The sequence below is a fragment of the Salegentibacter sediminis genome (genome assembly GCF_002078605.1).
Classification (GTDB): Bacteria; Bacteroidota; Bacteroidia; order Flavobacteriales; family Flavobacteriaceae; genus Salegentibacter; species Salegentibacter sediminis.
On sequence record NZ_MSJR01000001.1, the window covers coordinates 585,124 to 601,796 of the forward strand.

A 16,673-nucleotide genomic window follows, 5' to 3' on the forward strand; every position below is an offset into this window, starting at 1 on the left:
ATTGGGATTTGATTTTTGAAACCCTATATTTGTCCGTTTTTAAAATCGACCTAATTAATTATAATTTAAGGAATAATGCAGAACAAAGGACTGATTAAGGTTTTTGCAATTTTATTTGGACTGGTATGTATTTACCAGCTTTCATTTACATTTATCACAAATAAAGTTGAAAATGAAGCTGAAGAATTTGCCATTCAAAAAATTGGTGAAGATGTAGAAGATTATTCAGTTTTAAGAGATGCTGAAGAAAAACGTTATCTGGATTCTATTGGAGGAGATGATATCGTTGCTGGCATAACTTATAATGACGCAAAGGATAAAGAGCTTAATAAAGGTTTAGACCTTAAAGGAGGGATAAACGTAATTCTTCAAATCTCGGTAAGAGACATACTTCACGGCCTTGCCAATAACACCAATGATCCTGCTTTTAACCGTGCTTTGAATGAAGCCGATGCAGCTCAAAAAGATAGTCAGGAAGATTATATTGATCTGTTCTTTGAGGCTTTCAATAATATTCCGGATGCCAGGCTGGCTTCTCCCGATGCTTTCTTTAATAAATCGCTTAGCGATGAGATTAATGCTCAAATGTCTAATGACGAAGTAGAAGGTATTATAAGAAGAAAAGTAGATGAGTCTATTACTTCAGCTTTTGAAGTACTTCGTAAACGTATTGATAAATTTGGGGTTACTCAGCCAAATATTCAGCGTTTAGGAAATTCAGGAAGAATTCTTGTAGAGCTTCCGGGAGCTAAAGATATCAGCAGGGTTCAGAACCTGCTTCAAAGTACTGCTCAATTAGAGTTTTGGCATGTATATAAAAGCAATGAATTCGGAAACTTTCTCGCACAGGCTAATAATCGACTGAAAGATTTAGTGAGCGATAAAAAGGAAGCTCAGCAGGAAACCGATTCTACCACTACAGAAGATAGTGATATTGATGAACTATTGGCTGAAGCCGAAGAAGATACATCTGATGTTGCTACTGGCAACAACCCATTATTCGATATAATTAAATCACCAGGTTCTCAGGGAGGACCGGTTTTAGCCTATTTCTCTGCCAGAGATACAGCTAAGGCAATGGAATACCTTAATAAATCTCAGGTAAGATCTCTTCTGCCTGCAGAACAACGTTACACCAAATTTGTGTGGGGAATTCCAGAAGGAGATGCAGATCTTGTAGGTCTTTATGCCTTAAAAGGAAATAGAAGTATGACTCCGCCCTTAAGCGGAGATGTGATTACCGATGCCCAGCAAACATACGACCAATTAGGTAGAATTGCAGTTTCCATGCAAATGGATGGTAGGGGAGCGAAAATTTGGGAAGAAATGACCGGTTTCGCCTCTAACAATCAAAGCCAGATTGCTATAGTTCTTGATAATATTGTGTATTCTGCTCCTGGGGTTTCCAGTGGGCCTATCTCCGGAGGAAGAAGTGAGATTACAGGAGACTTTACTATTACTGAAGGACAGGATTTAGCCAACGTACTTAGAGCGGGTAAACTTCCTGCTTCAGCAGATATAATTCAGAGTGAGATTGTAGGGCCTAGTTTAGGTCAGGAGGCTATCGATAGTGGAATTATGTCTTTTGCTATTGCGCTTGTCTTTGTACTTCTTTGGATGATTTTCTACTATGGGAAAGCCGGTGTTTATGCCGATATTGCCCTGGCCGTTAACATTCTTTTCATCTTCGGAATTTTAGCCGGACTTGGTGCTGTGCTTACGCTTCCGGGTATTGCCGGTATCGTTTTAACCATCGGTATTTCGGTAGATGCGAACGTACTTATATTTGAAAGGATTAGAGAAGAGCTTGCAAAGGGTAAAGTGCAGAAGGATGCTATTAAAGATGGTTTCAACAATGCGCTTTCTTCTATTTTAGATGCTAACATTACTACCGGTCTTACAGGTTTTATTCTTTTGATTCTTGGAACCGGTCCTATTAAAGGATTCGCTACTACCTTATTAATTGGTATTGCTACTTCTTTATTTACTGCCATATTTATTACCCGATTATTTATTGATGGATACGCAAAAAGCGGAAAAGAACTTCCGTTCTCAACTGCTGCAACCAAGAATCTTTTCAGAAATGTAAAAATAGATTGGTTAGGGAAGAGAAAAATGGCCTATGTTATTTCAGGTATTTTGATTATTATAAGTTTAGGCTCATTGCTTGTGCAGGGATTAAACCTTGGGGTTGATTTTGTTGGAGGTAGAACTTACACTGTTCGTTTTGACCAGGATGTTTCTCCTACCGATGTTCAGGATGATCTGGTGGCTGTTTTTGAAAGTGCAGAGGCTAAAACTTTTGGACCTAATAATCAGCTTAAAATCACAACCAATTATCGTGTTGAAGACGATGGAACGGAAGTAGATGAAGAAATTGCCAGAACAATGTATGATGCACTACAGGAATATCTTCCAGCCGATCTTACTTACGAACAATTTGCTGCTGGTGGGACAGATCGTGAGCTTGGAATCATGCAATCTATGAAGGTGGGTCCAACCATTGCCGATGATATTAAGAATGATTCCTTCTGGGCAATTTTAGGCTCCCTGGTGGTTATTTTCCTTTATATCTTATTGAGGTTTAGAAAATGGCAATTCAGTATCGGCTCTGTTGCTGCTGTTGCCCATGATGTTATTATAGTATTGGGAGTTTTCTCACTGCTTTATAAGGTGATGCCTTTTAGTATGGAGATTAACCAGGCTTTTATTGCAGCCATATTAACCGTAATAGGTTACTCCCTTAACGATACCGTGGTGGTGTTTGACAGGATTAGGGAATATGTAAATGAGCATACCTCCTGGAATCTTGACAGAACTATTAACAAGGCGCTGGATAGTACGATAAGCCGTACGTTGAACACCTCGCTAACTACCTTATTAGTATTGCTTGCTATCTTTATCTTTGGAGGAGAAAGCATTAGAGGCTTTATGTTTGCTTTGATTGTGGGTGTAATTGTAGGTACTTATTCCTCACTCTTTATAGCAACGCCTGTTATGTTTGACAGCGTTACCGATAAGGCCAAAATCCAGAAGAAAAAGAAAGTTGAAGAAGAAACTGAAACTACCGTTTAAATATAATTTAATGCTAATGAAAAAGGCTTTCCAATTATGGGAAGCCTTTTTTTACTCTTCTGGTTTGGATCCATACCAGAACATTCTATTCAAGAATTAAGTATATTTAGAATAGGGTTGATAAAGATGTTAGCTTTAAATATCCAATTTGAGGAAATAGGTGACCCACAAAAAAAGCTTTCCTTTAGGAAGAAAGCTTTAGTCTTTATTAGTTAAAATATGTTTGTTTAATCTTCTGTTCTTTCGAAAAAGATCTTATCTCCAATTTCAATATTCCATTTCTCAATCAGGCCTGCATTTATTTCAAGAATAAACTGTGTAGGTTCTCCAGAGGGCAATGAAGTCTCATCCATAGGTTCAGCGTTTTCATAGTAGCTTACCGCTGTACTGTCTGAAGAGTAATAGATGATATCCAATGGGATGTAAGTGTTTTTCATATAAAAAGCACGTGGTGCTGCATCGTCATAGATAAAGAGCATTCCCTGCAGTTCTTCCATACTTTCCCTGTACATTAAACCGGTTGCATGTTCGTATTCACTATCGGCAATTTCAATATCTAATTGCTTTATGGTATCCCCTTCAGGTTTAATGAGGCTTAGTTCACCTTCTTTGGTGAATTCAATACTTTCTTCAATTATTTCTTTTTCGGGTTCCCCATCCTCTTTACAGGAAGAAAAAAGAATCACCGAAGCCAGGCCCAGGCTTAAAAAAAGATTTTTGCGAATCATAGGCTGCGATTTTTGGTTGGGCGATACATAAAATAGAAACCTGCAATAATAAACGGAATACTTAGCCACTGTCCAGTATTAAGCAGCCAGGTTGCGCGTTCTTCTACCTGAGCTTCCTTTATGAATTCCACAAAAAATCTTACTGTCCAAAGCAGCACCAGGAATAAGCCAAAGATGTATCCTACTTTAAAACGTTTTTCGGTTTTCCAGTATAAGTACCAAAGTAGAATAAAGATGAGTAGATAACAAACCGATTCGTAAAGCTGTGCAGGATGTCTGGGAAAATCTTCACCGAGTTTGGCAAAGATGATTCCGTAGTCTGAATTGGTAGGCTTTCCAATAATTTCAGAGTTGATGAAATTTCCTATTCTTACAAAAATACCACCGCTGGCAACCGGAATTACAATCCGGTCTAGAATCCAGAGAACAGGTTTATCCAGTACTCTTTTTCGGAATAAATACATTGCTATAATGATCCCGATTGCGGCCCCGTGGCTTGCAAGGCCTCTGAAACCTGTGAATTGGAATTCCGGTTCAAATCTTACGGGCAAAAAGATTTCCAGTAAATGATTTTGAAAGTATTCCCAATCATAGAAGATTACATGGCCCAGTCTTGCTCCAATAAGGGTAGCAAGTACCGTGTAGATAAATAAAGAATCCAGTTTTTCTATGGCAATACCTTCCCGTGTAAAGATACTTTTCATTATATACCATCCCAAACCAAAGGCGATAAGGAACATTAAGCTGTAATAATGAAGGGTAAAGAACCCTAAATCCAAACCTTCAGAAGGGTTCCAGGTAATGCCATTTAAAAACATGAAGTATATTTAATTGTTAGTTAGGTAAAGATACATATTTGCAGATTTCTGAAGCTAGCTAGCTATTCTTTTTTGGCGGAACAGGATCGTAGCCTTTACCACCCCAGGGATTACAACTCACTATCCTTTTAATGCTTAGCCAGCCTCCCTTAAATAACCCAAATCTTTCTAAAGCAGTAAGGGAGTATTGAGAGCAGGTAGGGGTATAGCGACAGCTTGCCGGGGTAAGTGGTGAAATGAAATTGCGGTAAAATTTCACCAATAAAATAAAGGGATATGCAAGTATCTTTTTAAGCATGCTTACTCTATACTGAAGGTCGTGCCTTCTTTCCCGTCTTTAAGCTGAATGCCCAAAGCCTGTAGCTGGTCCCTAATTTGGTCGCTTAAAGCAAAATCCTTGTTTAGCCTTGCTTCGGCTCTGAGTTTTATAAGCAGCTCTATGGTTGCTGAAAGTTGTTTTTGTGTGCTTTCTTCATTTTCTGAAGCTTTATCTAAAAGTCCCAACACGTCAAACAAAAAGTCTTTCATCGTTTGGTGAAGGGTTTCCTTGTCTTCTGAAGTGATTTCGGCCTTACCTTCTTTAACGCTATTTATAAATTTTACGGCATCAAAAAGCTTTGCGATAAGAATAGGGCTATTAAAATCGTCGTTCATGGCATCGTAGCAGGATTGTCTCCAATCGCTAACAGAAATAGACGAAGAAGTGCCAACCGGAAGATTCCCGATTTGATGATAGGCATCCATAAGCCTATTGAAGCCTTTTTCACTTGCTGAAAGTGCTTCATTAGAGAAATCCAGTACACTGCGATAATTCGCCTGAAGCATAAAAAACCTTGTGACATTAGGAGAAAATGGCTTATCCAAAATATCATTGTTGCCAGAGAAGATTTCTTCGGGGAGAATATTATTCCCCGTGCTTTTGGCCATTTTCTTGCCATTAAGAGTTAGCATATTAGCATGCATCCAGTAATGAACAGGATTTTTGCCGGTAGAGGCTTCACCCTGTGCGATTTCACATTCGTGATGTGGAAACTTCAGGTCCATTCCGCCGCCGTGGATATCGAATTCTTCTCCGAGGTATTTGGTGCTCATGGCGGTACATTCTAAATGCCAGCCAGGAAAGCCGTCACTCCAGGGAGATGGCCAGCGCATAATATGTTGGGGTTCGGCTTTTTTCCACAAGGCAAAATCCTGGGGATTCTTTTTGTCGCTTTGGGCGGCGAGTTCCCGGGTATTTGCGATCATATCTTCTAGTGAACGCCCACTCAATTTTCCGTAGTGATGATTTTCGTTGTATTTTATCACATCAAAATAAACCGAACCGTTGGCTTCATAAGCAAATCCTTTTTCCAGGATCTCTTTTATAATCTCAATTTGTTCCACAATATGGCCTGTAGCAGTTGGCTCAATACTTGGCGGTAAATTGTTGAATTTTTGAAGAATATTATGGAAATCTATAGTGTATCGCTGTACTACTTCCATAGGTTCAATTTTTTCCAGCCTCGCCTTTTTTGCGATACGGTCTTCTCCGCTGTCGGCATCGTTTTCCAGGTGGCCGGCATCAGTTATGTTTCTAACATATCTTACCTTATAACCAAGGTGTCTCAGGTACCTGAAAACTAGGTCGAAGGAGATGAAAGTACGGCAATTGCCTAAATGAACATTGCTGTAAACAGTGGGGCCGCAAACATACATGCCTACGTGGCCTGGATTTATGGGGGTGAATACTTCTTTCTCTCCACTCATTGAATTATACAGTTTTAAGCTTTGTTCATCATAAAGCGCCATAGGTAATTGGTTATTTTAATTGCAAATAATTAATTATGAAAAGGAAGTGTCTAGTTTGATGTAATCCAGGAATTCACGTTTTACCTCTTTGTTTTTAAAAGCTCCGCCAAACTCACTGGTTACTGTGCTGCTTTCAATATCTCTAATTCCCCTGCTGTTTACACAAAGGTGCTTGGCATCAACTACACATGCAACATCGGGTGTGCCCAGAGCTCTTTGAAGCTCCTGAACTATTTGCATTGTCATACGCTCCTGGACTTGGGGACGTTTTGCGAAATAATCTACTATACGATTCATTTTCGAAAGCCCTATCACTCTTCCTTTGGAAATATAAGCGACGTGTGCTTTCCCAACAATTGGTAGTAAATGGTGTTCACAGGTAGAGTAAACAGTGATATTCTTCTCTACCAGCATCTCTCCATATTTGTATTTATTCTCAAAAGTGGAAGCTTTTGGTTTGTTTTCAGGATCAAGTCCTGAGAAGATTTCGTTCACGAACATCTTGGCAACCCGTTGTGGTGTTCCCTGTAGACTGTCATCGGTTAAGTCCAGGCCAAGGGTCTCCATGATTTTTTTTACATCATCCTTGATTAATGCAACTTTTTCAATATTACTAAGGTCAAAAGCATCCTCGCGTATTGGTGTGTCTGCACTGCTACCCGCATGGGCATCCCCCATTTCATCAATTTCCGTCAAAATTTTGTCTATTTTCATGCCGTTTTACAATAATTGTCGTAATCAGTGGTTTCAGCTTGCAAAGATACAATTTTAATGGGTTTTTTACTTCGTCTTAAAAACTGAAGATTTCGCCTTATTATTTAAATTTATATATCTTGCTGTGGTAGCTATGAAACCAGTTTTTGCTTTATTAATATTCTTTTTGCTAAGCTTTCCATCTGTATGGGCTCAGGGAGAAGTTTGTGCAAATATTGAGCCTTTTTGTGCGGGAGGTGAGGAATTTGTATTTGCTAATACATATAATGAAAATGGACCACCAATAGAAGCTGAAATAGGCCCTTATTATGGTGATCTTACGACGCAACGAAATCCAAGCTGGTACTTTCTTCAGGTACAGGAAAGCGGAAGGCTTGAGTTTCTTATTTCTCAAACCCAAAACCAGGATGGTAGCGGAGGAATTTTAGATGTAGATTATGCTGTCTGGGGGGCTTTTTCACCTAAAGATGATATTTGTGATTATGATATGCTTAGTGAGGAAAACCTGGTAAATAGCTCCTACGAACCGGACAGTACTGAGAGAATGGATCTTGGAGAAACCGAGGCGGGTGAGATTTATGTAGTTTTAATAACTAACCATAGTAACAAAAATGGATTTATTAAACTAGAACAAGTTAATGCAGGACAGCCCGGAGCGGGATTGACTGATTGTTTCCAGGGTGGTCTTGAAGATGAGATCTATGGTTGCGAAGGAGAAACAGTGATTGTAGATGGTACCGTTTTATTTGCCGATGAATATACCTGGTTTGTAGAGAAAAATGGATCATTTGAAGAAATGGTAGGTGAAACCGATGCCTACCTGGAAGTAGAGGAAGAAGGTAATTACAAGCTCATTGTTTCCAATAGGTTTTCTGAAGTGATAGAGGATACAGTTTTTGTTGAATTTAACCCCGAACCTGTGGCTAATGAGCCTGGGGAATTGTATATCTGTGATGACAGCCAGGAATTTATAGATCTTACCGGTTTAAATCCTGAAATAACCGCCGGCAATCCACCTTCAGAAATACTTGAAGTGATTTATTATGAATCTGAAGAACAGCTTGAAGAAGATGAGGCTATAGCCAATCCGGGAAATTACACAAAACTTGAAACCCATGAGATAATTGCGTTGATTAGATCTGAAAGTGGTTGTTTATCCGATCCGGTAAAGGTGAGTATTAAAGTGGAGGTCATCCCGGAAGAGGTTTTAGCTGAAACTATAATACTATGTGCAGATCTTCAGGGGAATATTCTTGAGGATATTGAGTTGGGAGAAGATCTTGGTCACAATTATGGATACGAATGGTTCTTAGGAGAGCAACAGGTTTCAACGCAGCCAATTCTGGTGCTGGATGAAATCCCACTAACCGATGAACTCCGATTAAAAATAACTGATATTAAAGGCAATTGTTCCCGAAGCTTCCAATCTGAAATATTGGTGTTTTCGGCTCCGGAAAGGCTTGAATTTGAAATTCAGGGGAATGATTTTCAGGAAGGTTATACAGTAACTGCTGAAGCTATTCCCGGGATTTCGCCAGATGCTGTTTATGAATTTCAGCTTGACAACGGGCCTTGGCAGGAAAGCAATGTGTTTAAAAATGTTCCTCCCGGCAGGCACAACATCACGGCCAGGGAAATAAACGGCTGTGGAGCAACAACCTCATTATATTTTGATCTGGTGGGTTATCCCCGGTTTTTTACACCTAATTCCGATGGCTTTAATGATAGCTGGAAAATTGATGGCGATGAGGATATCCAGGTTCTAAAGCTTTTTATCTTCGATCGGTACGGAAAATTAATTAAACAATTAAACCCCAATGGTGCCGGCTGGGATGGTAGCTTTGGAGGTCGTGATCTACCCGCAAATGATTATTGGTTCAAGTTGGAATATCTCGATAGAAATACAGGAAAAACCAACATCTTTAAGTCTCATTTTACTCTGAAAAGGTAGAAAACTTAAAAAGCGCCTTTCGGGCGCTTTTTAAGTTCATTTTCTTTAAATCTCCCTAAAGTCCGAAACTAAGGGATAAAACCACACTGGAAAGGTCGCGGGTTATTCTGTAAGTGTCTGTGAGTCCTACATCAAACATTTGCGGGTTTTCATCTCTTTGGGCATTGGTATAAGCCAGATCTAATTTAATGCTGCCAAAATTATATCCAACTCCGGCTGAATAGCCGGTAAGTTCACCAACTGTAATTTCATCCTGGTATGGACTTTCCTCAAAGCGGTATCCTCCGCGAAGGCTCCAGTTCTGAATTCTGTATTCCCCTCCAAATCTAAATGTAGAAGCCGCCTTTAAATTATCTCCTATTTGAGCATTTTGATAGCTAAAATCCGGATCATCTTTTGGTCTGAATTCTATATTGGAATAATCCTTATAGGAATAATCAAAACTTATAAGTCCTTGGCTTCCAAATAAAACAGCAATGCTACCGTTTAGTTTTGAAGGAGTTTTCAAGGTGTAGTCAGGATAAACGTTTAGTACATTTGGATTTACTGTTACCCGTTCCCCCTGGTTATTATTAGTCTCAAGATATTGGGTGGTTTGTTCTTCGATATTCAACCAGGTTGGTGATTCGTAAGATGCTCCAAACCTTACATTTTCATTTACTTTGGCAATAGCCCCAAGCTGAAAAGAGAATCCGTTTCCGTTGGTGCTCAGATTATTATTAAACCGAACTTCATTTGTTGCGCTCCCACTATTATTATTGGTTTCCAGGTACCGGGTAGACCGGTCGTAATTAATGAAATGAGTGTTAAGGTTGGCTCCCAGGTAAAGGAAATCTTCGTACTGTGTACCAAAGTTAAAAGTGAACTTTCCATTTAAGCCTGTGGCATAAGAAGCAAATTCCTGGTTAAAATTACCCGGAGCAATAAAGGAATTATAAGTTGTATTATCTGGATCATCAAGATCATGGTCAATTACATAGCCCTGGTAACCAAGCATAGCCTGCTGAGCGCCGAAGCCTTCATTTTCACCTAAATAGGTATAAAGCTCTGAAATTGATTCCCCATCCATAGTTTGAAGAAGCTCCAGAGGAAGGCCTTCAGCATAACCTAAAAAATATTGATCAATGGAACTATTCCCGGTACCCGCAGCAAGGAAACTATGGTCAAAATTTTTAGTTTTGGAGTAGTTCATTCCAAGGCTGAATTTTCTCCAGGAGCTGTTATTGGCGGTGTCAAAAACCAAAACCCCACCAGCCTGATTGAAATATACATCAGATTCCTTATTGGAGGTATAGCTATTGAAATAATTTACATCGCTGTTGCTGTTTCTGAAATCCAGGCTAATTGTTCCAAAACTACTAAGAAAAACAGCAGAGCCTGCCGGGTTTAGTGAAATTGCCGAGATATCCCCTCCCAGTGCTCCAAAAGCACCACTCATAGCGCGAAAACGCGCTGTCCCCGTAAGGTCTTCTGAAGAATATCTGTAAGCATCTGTTATATTTTGAGCCTGGGTATATGTGAAACCCAATAAGGTGATTAATAAAAAGGCTAAATTTTTCATATTGAATTTTTTATGTTTTTTGTCTTGAGAAATCTTAAAAAAACCTCACAGGAATTATCCTGTAAGGTTGTGCTTTATGTCAAATCCCTGGCTACATTTTATCCTCTGCCGCCTCCACTCCTGCGTGAGCTTCCAGAACTTCTCGTAGTTCCGGAGCTTCGACTTGAAGAAGATGAGCTCCTTACTGCGCCGCTACTGCGAGATGAATTATTAGAAGACCTGTTATAGGTGTTATTATTCCTGGTGGTACGGGTTCGGTTATAGGTGTTATTCGAATTTGATTGTCGCCTGTTAACATTCGTATTTATACGGGTTGGTTCTGAGTTTCTAGCCGTTCTACTGTAAATTCGGGAATTTTCACCTCTGCTTACAGCCTGTCTTCGGGCAGAAACGCCATTATTACGAATGCTTCTAATACTTCTTGAATAAGAACTTCTGCTATCTACAGAGGCATCTCTTCGTGTAGAGGTATAATCCGAATAGGAATTTCTTCTGCCGGTATTATACGCAACATCATTGTATGTGTTCCTGTAATGGTAATTATAGCCCCACCTATTATAAGGGTGTCCATAATAGTTTCCATATCCATATCCCATTCCAAACCAGCTACCCCAATAAGTGCCAAATCCAAAGCCCCATCCTATGCGGCTGCCCCATGGGCTGTAGCCATATGGAGAACCCCAGTATGGGCCATAGTATCCAGGACCCCAGAACGGATCGATAAAAAATGGGTCATACCAACGATTGTAATATGAAGCACTCCAACCCCAACGATATGGATTGTAAAATCCGCCATACCATCCGGTGTTGTAAATATTAATGGTGTATTGATCGGGGTCGTTTCCCCAGGGTGCATATCCCCCAGTATACCCTAAAGTATCCTGCTCGTAAATTTCATCTTCGTAAGCATCTGCTGAGGTATATTCTTCTACATCAGTAAAGATGATATTATCTGCCATTTCTCCATAAATTGCAGATTTTTCAGCGAAGAGATTCTTATAGTAGGTGTTCGCATTATTGTCTTGAGTAGCATATTGAGATTGATCGGTTTCAGAAGGGTAGGTTTGGCTTCTGTCGCCATAGATTCCGTCTTCATAGCCGGAATACTGTGTGGAACCACAAGATGCTAACAATAGCAATAATATTAGAGGAGATATAAAAATCACCGCTCTTTTAAGAATGTAGTAATTGCGTATCATTAGCTTATATTTTATTGTTGAACATTACAAAAATAGTTAGTTTTGCGCTAATTGTTAGTTATACACAGACTAACTGTTTATTAATAAGTGTTAAATATAGCACAAGTTTTGTGCCAAATTACTGGAATGGGGAAGAACATAGTTACACGCAGCGAAGATTATTCAAAATGGTATAACGAGCTGGTAGTTAAGGCAAACCTGGCCGAAAACTCTGCGGTTAGAGGTTGTATGGTTATTAAACCTTACGGTTATGCCATATGGGAGAAGATGCAGGCCCAATTGGATAAAATGTTCAAGGAAACGGGGCATGAAAATGCCTATTTCCCCCTTTTTGTCCCAAAGAATTTGTTTGAGGCTGAAGAAAAAAATGCAGAAGGATTTGCCAAGGAATGTGCTGTGGTGACCCATTATCGATTAAAAACCAATCCTGATGATGCTTCTAAACTAATTGTTGATCCCGAAGCTAAACTTGAAGAGGAACTTATTGTTAGACCAACTTCAGAAGCGATTATCTGGAATACTTATAAAACCTGGATTCAGTCTTACCGCGATTTACCTCTTTTGATCAATCAATGGGCGAATGTGGTGCGCTGGGAGATGAGAACCCGGTTATTCCTGAGAACTGCTGAGTTTCTATGGCAGGAAGGACATACCGCACACGCTACAAAACAGGAAGCCCTGGATGAGACTATGCAAATGAATAATATCTATGCTGAATTTGCCGAGAATTTTATGGCAATGCCGGTTATAAAAGGTAGTAAGACAGAAAGTGAGCGTTTTGCTGGAGCCGAAGAAACTTATTGTATAGAGGCGATGATGCAGGACGGGAAAGCTCTGCAGGCAGGGACTTCGCATTTCCTTGGTCAGAACTTTGCCAAAGCCTTTGATGTGAAGTTTACTTCTAAAGAAGGTAAGCTAGAACATGTGTGGGCTACTTCCTGGGGGGTTTCCACAAGGTTGATGGGCGCGCTGGTAATGACACATAGCGATGATAAAGGCTTGGTTTTGCCACCAAATCTTGCACCTATCCAGGTGGTGATCGTTCCAATCTATAAAGGAGAAGAACAATTACAGCAGATTTCTGAAGTTGCCAATAAACTCGCCGATGAATTAAAAGCCGCAGGCGTTTCAGTAAAATATGACGATCGTGATACTCAAAAACCCGGATGGAAGTTTGCCCAGTACGAAATGCAGGGAGTTCCGGTGAGATTGGCGATTGGACCCAAAGACCTTGAGAAAGGTTCTGTAGAGCTGGCCAGAAGAGATACTTTGACTAAGGAATTTGTACAGCAAACTGAGGTTGTTGAAAAAGTAAGGGGCCTTATGGTAGAGATTCAGGATAATCTTTTTAATAAAGCGAAAAACTTTAGAGATGAGCATATCACTAAGGTGGATTCTTTTGATGAGTTTAAAAAGGTATTAAAAGAAAAAGGCGGATTTATCTCCGCGCATTGGGATGGAACGCCTGAAACTGAAAATAAAATAAAAGACCTCACCAAAGCCACGATAAGATGTGTTCCCTTTGATAGAGAAGAGGAGACGGGAAGCTGTGTTCTTACAGGAAAACCTTCTGCTGGCAGGGTGCTTTTTGCTAAGGCATATTAAATTTTAAATTTTTTCAGCATAGATTTGCGGCATTGAAAAATAGTTGTATTTTTGCATCCGCATTTAAAGAAAAAATGGTCCGTTCGTCTAGGGGTTAGGACGCCAGGTTTTCATCCTGGTAACAGGGGTTCGATTCCCCTACGGACTACAAGAGAAACAGAATGTTGTTTCGTAGTTACCTGAAAAGGTGTTTTTATTGAAAATTAATGGTCCGTTCGTCTAGGGGTTAGGACGCCAGGTTTTCATCCTGGTAACAGGGGTTCGATTCCCCTACGGACTACAAGAAAAGATTAATTAAAGAAGAATATAATGGCAAATCACAAGTCAGCGTTGAAGAGGATTCGTAGCAATGAGGCAAAACGCCTTAGAAATCGCTACCAGCATAAAACAACCAGAAACGCAATCAAAAAATTGCGTGAGGCTGATAAGAAAGAAGCTGAGACTTTGCTTCCTTCTGTAGTATCTATGGTAGATAAATTGGCAAAGAAAAACATTATACACGATAATAAGGCTGCTAACCTTAAGTCTAAGCTTACAAAGCACGTAGCAGCGCTTTAAGATTATTACAGTGTTCAATTAATGAATGCTTTCTGTGAAAACGGGAAGCATTTTTTTGTGCTTATAAATTTCCCATGGGTCTTTTGTCTTCTCTAAATGACTCTAGAAAACGGAAAGACCCGAAAGCGTGGTGAGTCTTTCCAGAGCCTTCATCCCCAACTCTGAATTTCCTTTATGATTAAGAATAGGGCTCCAAACCGCAACTGAATACTGGTCTGGATGAATCGCAACTATCCCGCCACCTACGCCACTTTTTCCCGGCAAACCTACTTCAAAACTAAATTCTCCGGCTTCATCGTAAAAACCACAGGTCTGCATTAATGCATTTATACGTTTTACCGAGGTTGGCGTTAAAATTTCTTCTCCCGTTTGAAGGATTCTACCTTTATTGGCGTAAATCATAAAAGCTTGTGCCAATTCCTTGCAGGACATTGAGAGGCTGCATAGGTGGAAATAAAAATCTACGATTGGTTCTACCTCACATTTGATATTTCCCAATGCTTTCATATAATTTACGAGGGCAATATTTCTATATCCGGTAGATTTTTCGGAAGCAGCGATTTTCTTATCAAAATTTATTTCGGGGTTTCCTGTAATTTTTCTTACAAAATCAAGCAGTTCCTGTTTAGGATCTTCTAATTGATCAACCAGAATATCTGAGATCACCAAAGCCCCGGCGTTTATAAAAGGATTGCGGGGCACCCCCTGTTCATATTCCAACTGCGTGAGAGAGTTAAACGGATCGCCTGAAGGTTCTACGTCTACACGCTGCCATAGGTCTTCACCCATAAGAATCATGGCCATCGATAGGGAGAAAACTTTTGCTATACTCTGTATAGAAAAATTCTCGTTGCTGTCGCCAAAAAAGAAATGCTGATTATCTCCGCAATAAACGTGCATCCCGAATTTTCTCGGGTCTACTTTAGCCAGTTCCGGAATGTAAGAGGCTACTTTGCCTTCTACATCCCGGTAATTCATCTCGCTTTCAATAGTATTCAGAATTTTCTGGTAATCCATTAATGTAAATCCTTTAAAGTAGTTCCTGTTTCCACCTCGAAAGGTACTTGTTCTGGCTTGAAAATTCGGGCCTCCGGTTTTCCTTTTAACGTAATTTTATCACCGTGAACCTCCAGCCAGCTTCCCTCGCGTAATCCAATTACAGGTTGAGTATTTAGCGTGTGAAATTCTTTGATTCTGGTTTCCCGGGTTTCTCCCTTATGAGTTGAATTCTTATCGGGATCTAAATAATGAGGATTTATATTAAAGGGAACGACCCCCAGTGTTTTAAATGATGGCGGATAAATTATAGGCATATCATTGGTAGTTTGCATCGTGAGCCCGGCAATATTAGTTCCCGCGCTGGTACCCATGTAGGCTGTGCCTGATAGGATAGCCTCCTGTAAGATCTTCATGACCTTATTTTTATATAACTGGGTAACCAGTAAAAAAGTATTACCGCCACCCGTAAAGATTCCTTCAGCTTTTTTTACGGCTGCCGCGGGATCCGGATATTCCTGTATCCCCTTTAATTGGAATCCGGCTTTGGAAAATGCAATTCGGGCCTTGTTGGTATACTCATCAAGAGAAATTCCTCCCGGGCGGGCGTAGGGAATGAATAAAACCTCTGAAACCCCCTGGAAGAACTTCTTTATTTCAGGGATTAAATATTCGAGGTATTCCTGGTCGTGCAGGGTAGAGGTGCTGGCTAGAAGCGCTTTTTTCATCATTGTTTTTTTGTAAATTTAGAGGAAAAGGCAGGTTTAACAAAAATTTACCTGCGACTTATCTTTTTCATAAGAAGATAAATTGTTCCTTTAAGTCATAGAAATTGTGTTATGCTACGCTTTGTAATCACTTTGGTATTTTTGATAACTGCTTTTCCACTTCTCTCTCAGGAAGTGCAGAGAGTGGTGGTAGATGGTAAAATTATTGTTCCTGAAGGGGATAATCCGGAGGGGATGACTGTTTATAATGAGACTTCCCAAAGAGGAACTATTTCTAATACCGAAGGAGAATTCAGAATATCTGTCGCCATAAATGATAGCATAAGTTTTTCTGCTTTACAATTTCAGAAATTTACCGTAGTGGTAGATCAGGGAGTTATTGATTCGGGAGAACTTAATGTTTTTATCAGTGAAACGGTTACCGAGTTGCCTGAAGTGGTTGTTTTGCCTCATGATCTCTCCGGAAACGTAAATGTGGATGTTGCCCGCATAGAAGTGGTAGATCCCGACCTGCCCAGGTATAGTGCCGCCGATTTGAAGGATATGAATCTTGTCCCTGAGCCGGATGCTCTCACGGGGCCAGGTAAAAATGAAGCAATGGCGGCAAGCAAAACCCGCCTTATTAACGGGCTTAATCTTGTGAATATTTTCAAGCTTTTGGTAGAGGATAATAATGGTAGCCAACAAATTAGGCAACAGGAAAAAGATAAATATATCCGTGAATTATATGACGACGAATTTTTTCAGGAGAACCTGGATATCGAAAAAGAAAATATCAATGATTTTATTTTTTACGCATCAGATAATGGGCTCACTGCCGAAATGATGCAGGCAGGTAACGAACTTGATCTCATAGAATTTCTTATCGCTAGAAGTAAAGATTACAAGACTCAAATTGAAAATTAATAAAGCCCCTCAAAGTATTTCATGCCCAATTAAAACCTCACAGGGA

The 16,673-nt window shown here is 39.9% G+C and carries 14 protein-coding genes and 2 tRNA genes; 7 read left to right on the plus strand and 9 right to left on the minus strand.

Features of this window, described 5'->3' with window-relative positions:
* The first annotated feature begins 75 nt into the window (after positions 1-75).
* Positions 76-3,075, plus strand: a complete 3,000-nt coding sequence (secDF, locus tag BUW93_RS02795) for a protein translocase subunit SecDF (RefSeq protein WP_081208973.1) — start codon at positions 76-78, stop codon at positions 3,073-3,075.
* 227 nt (positions 3,076-3,302) lie between these two features.
* Here the strand turns inward: secDF and BUW93_RS02805 are convergent, their stop codons facing one another.
* Genes BUW93_RS02805 through folE form a run of 5 tightly spaced genes read right to left on the minus strand, consistent with a single transcriptional unit; the run spans position 3,303 to position 7,123 of the window.
* Positions 3,303-3,803 carry a DUF192 domain-containing protein gene (locus BUW93_RS02805; protein WP_081208975.1) on the minus strand — a complete coding sequence of 167 codons (501 nt, stop codon included), beginning with the start codon at positions 3,801-3,803 and terminating at the stop codon, positions 3,303-3,305.
* Positions 3,800-4,621 (minus strand): prolipoprotein diacylglyceryl transferase, encoded by an 822-nt coding sequence (gene lgt, locus BUW93_RS02810; RefSeq protein WP_081208976.1) that lies wholly within the window; start codon positions 4,619-4,621, stop codon positions 3,800-3,802. Before lgt ends, BUW93_RS02805 begins: the two co-directional genes overlap by 4 nt.
* A gap of 58 nt (positions 4,622-4,679) precedes the next feature.
* The gene (yidD, locus tag BUW93_RS02815; RefSeq protein WP_081208977.1) at positions 4,680-4,919 is read right to left on the minus strand and encodes a membrane protein insertion efficiency factor YidD; all 240 of its coding nucleotides are present in this window, start codon (positions 4,917-4,919) and stop codon (positions 4,680-4,682) included.
* A 2-nt stretch (positions 4,920-4,921) separates the two neighbouring features.
* Positions 4,922-6,409 carry a cysteine--tRNA ligase gene (gene cysS / locus BUW93_RS02820; protein ID WP_081208978.1) on the minus strand — a complete coding sequence of 496 codons (1,488 nt, stop codon included), beginning with the start codon at positions 6,407-6,409 and terminating at the stop codon, positions 4,922-4,924.
* A gap of 33 nt (positions 6,410-6,442) precedes the next feature.
* On the minus strand, positions 6,443-7,123 hold the full coding sequence (folE, locus tag BUW93_RS02825) for a GTP cyclohydrolase I FolE (protein ID WP_081208979.1): 681 nt from the start codon (positions 7,121-7,123) through the stop codon (positions 6,443-6,445).
* A gap of 133 nt (positions 7,124-7,256) precedes the next feature.
* Here folE and BUW93_RS02830 point away from each other — a divergent pair, with 133 nt between their 5' ends.
* On the plus strand, positions 7,257-9,074 hold the full coding sequence (locus BUW93_RS02830) for a T9SS type B sorting domain-containing protein (protein WP_081208980.1): 1,818 nt from the start codon (positions 7,257-7,259) through the stop codon (positions 9,072-9,074).
* Positions 9,075-9,129: 55 nt separating this feature from the next.
* Here the strand turns inward: BUW93_RS02830 and BUW93_RS02835 are convergent, their stop codons facing one another.
* Both BUW93_RS02835 and BUW93_RS02840 read right to left on the minus strand, forming a co-directional pair.
* Positions 9,130-10,635 (minus strand): OmpP1/FadL family transporter, encoded by a 1,506-nt coding sequence (locus BUW93_RS02835; RefSeq protein ID WP_081208981.1) that lies wholly within the window; start codon positions 10,633-10,635, stop codon positions 9,130-9,132.
* Between the two features lie 98 nt (positions 10,636-10,733).
* Positions 10,734-11,834, minus strand: a complete 1,101-nt coding sequence (locus BUW93_RS02840; protein ID WP_157893275.1) for a hypothetical protein — start codon at positions 11,832-11,834, stop codon at positions 10,734-10,736.
* A 126-nt stretch (positions 11,835-11,960) separates the two neighbouring features.
* On the opposite strand from BUW93_RS02840, the gene proS reads away from it, so the two are divergent.
* The 4 genes from proS to rpsT all read left to right on the plus strand — a co-directional run bounded on the left by proS (position 11,961) and on the right by rpsT (position 13,997).
* Complete coding sequence (gene proS, locus BUW93_RS02845) at positions 11,961-13,439, plus strand: proline--tRNA ligase (RefSeq protein ID WP_081208985.1); 1,479 nt, start codon at positions 11,961-11,963, stop codon at positions 13,437-13,439.
* 76 nt (positions 13,440-13,515) lie between these two features.
* A tRNA-Glu gene (locus tag BUW93_RS02850) sits at positions 13,516-13,587 on the plus strand.
* Between the two features lie 60 nt (positions 13,588-13,647).
* Positions 13,648-13,719: transfer RNA gene (locus tag BUW93_RS02855), tRNA-Glu, on the plus strand.
* A 29-nt stretch (positions 13,720-13,748) separates the two neighbouring features.
* Positions 13,749-13,997: a 30S ribosomal protein S20 gene (gene rpsT, locus BUW93_RS02860; RefSeq protein WP_081208987.1), complete on the plus strand. Its 249-nt coding sequence runs from the start codon at positions 13,749-13,751 to the stop codon at positions 13,995-13,997.
* Between the two features lie 102 nt (positions 13,998-14,099).
* Here rpsT and BUW93_RS02865 read toward each other — a convergent pair whose 3' ends face one another.
* Positions 14,100-15,014 carry a glutaminase gene (locus BUW93_RS02865; RefSeq protein WP_081208989.1) on the minus strand — a complete coding sequence of 305 codons (915 nt, stop codon included), beginning with the start codon at positions 15,012-15,014 and terminating at the stop codon, positions 14,100-14,102.
* Positions 15,014-15,721: a dipeptidase PepE gene (gene pepE / locus BUW93_RS02870; protein WP_081208991.1), complete on the minus strand. Its 708-nt coding sequence runs from the start codon at positions 15,719-15,721 to the stop codon at positions 15,014-15,016. The genes BUW93_RS02865 and pepE overlap by 1 nt, the downstream gene beginning before the upstream one ends.
* A gap of 111 nt (positions 15,722-15,832) precedes the next feature.
* On the opposite strand from pepE, the gene BUW93_RS02875 reads away from it, so the two are divergent.
* Complete coding sequence (locus BUW93_RS02875; RefSeq protein WP_081208993.1) at positions 15,833-16,627, plus strand: peptidase associated/transthyretin-like domain-containing protein; 795 nt, start codon at positions 15,833-15,835, stop codon at positions 16,625-16,627.
* The last annotated feature ends 46 nt before the right edge of the window (positions 16,628-16,673 follow it).

Excerpts from the sequence above, each read along its gene's own strand:
- BUW93_RS02830 (WP_081208980.1), top strand. The coding sequence starts at position 7,257 with ATGAAACCAGTTTTTGCTTTATTAATATTCTTTTTGCTAAGCTTTCCA.
- folE (WP_081208979.1), bottom strand. The coding sequence starts at position 7,123 with ATGAAAATAGACAAAATTTTGACGGAAATTGATGAAATGGGGGATGCC.
- secDF (WP_081208973.1), top strand. The coding sequence starts at position 76 with ATGCAGAACAAAGGACTGATTAAGGTTTTTGCAATTTTATTTGGACTG.
- BUW93_RS02865 (WP_081208989.1), bottom strand. The coding sequence starts at position 15,014 with ATGGATTACCAGAAAATTCTGAATACTATTGAAAGCGAGATGAATTAC.
- rpsT (WP_081208987.1), top strand. The coding sequence starts at position 13,749 with ATGGCAAATCACAAGTCAGCGTTGAAGAGGATTCGTAGCAATGAGGCA.
- yidD (WP_081208977.1), bottom strand. The coding sequence starts at position 4,919 with ATGCTTAAAAAGATACTTGCATATCCCTTTATTTTATTGGTGAAATTT.
- pepE (WP_081208991.1), bottom strand. The coding sequence starts at position 15,721 with ATGAAAAAAGCGCTTCTAGCCAGCACCTCTACCCTGCACGACCAGGAA.
- proS (WP_081208985.1), top strand. The coding sequence starts at position 11,961 with ATGGGGAAGAACATAGTTACACGCAGCGAAGATTATTCAAAATGGTAT.
- BUW93_RS02805 (WP_081208975.1), bottom strand. The coding sequence starts at position 3,803 with ATGATTCGCAAAAATCTTTTTTTAAGCCTGGGCCTGGCTTCGGTGATT.
- BUW93_RS02835 (WP_081208981.1), bottom strand. The coding sequence starts at position 10,635 with ATGAAAAATTTAGCCTTTTTATTAATCACCTTATTGGGTTTCACATAT.
- BUW93_RS02840 (WP_157893275.1), bottom strand. The coding sequence starts at position 11,834 with ATGATACGCAATTACTACATTCTTAAAAGAGCGGTGATTTTTATATCT.
- cysS (WP_081208978.1), bottom strand. The coding sequence starts at position 6,409 with ATGGCGCTTTATGATGAACAAAGCTTAAAACTGTATAATTCAATGAGT.
- BUW93_RS02875 (WP_081208993.1), top strand. The coding sequence starts at position 15,833 with ATGCTACGCTTTGTAATCACTTTGGTATTTTTGATAACTGCTTTTCCA.
- lgt (WP_081208976.1), bottom strand. The coding sequence starts at position 4,621 with ATGTTTTTAAATGGCATTACCTGGAACCCTTCTGAAGGTTTGGATTTA.